This is a genomic window from Paraburkholderia sp. SIMBA_054 (assembly GCF_046534875.1).
GTDB classification, from domain to species: Bacteria; Pseudomonadota; Gammaproteobacteria; order Burkholderiales; family Burkholderiaceae; genus Paraburkholderia; species Paraburkholderia hospita.
The window spans coordinates 1-254 of record NZ_JAWRXV010001217.1 but is presented as its reverse complement, the minus strand read 5'-3'; the positions used below and the strand labels follow the sequence as shown (position 1 = coordinate 254).

The 254-nt window shown below is 33.5% G+C and carries 1 protein-coding gene; it reads left to right on the top strand.

Annotation, left to right across the window (positions count from 1 at the left end; translation table 11 throughout):
- A partial coding sequence (locus SB822_RS58980) for a hypothetical protein (RefSeq protein ID WP_410859360.1) occupies positions 1-254 on the top strand: 254 nt, incomplete at both ends.

Sequence of the window (254 nt, the reverse complement as noted above, 5' to 3'; positions counted from 1 at the left end):
ATATCCCTTATGGCGATAATTTTAATGATCCAATAAATAAAAAACCTAGCGATTACTTACAATATCCTCAAACAGGAAATGGATTTGTAATGTCTGAAAACGGACGTATTATTCCAGAATATGAATCTCAATTTCCACAGAAATTAAGACCACATGATGGGGCAGAAATATATGAAATTGTAAATGGAAAGGAACGCTTGGTAGGAATATATAGCGAGCTAGATAAAAAATTCATTCCAGCTGTGACTAAGGAC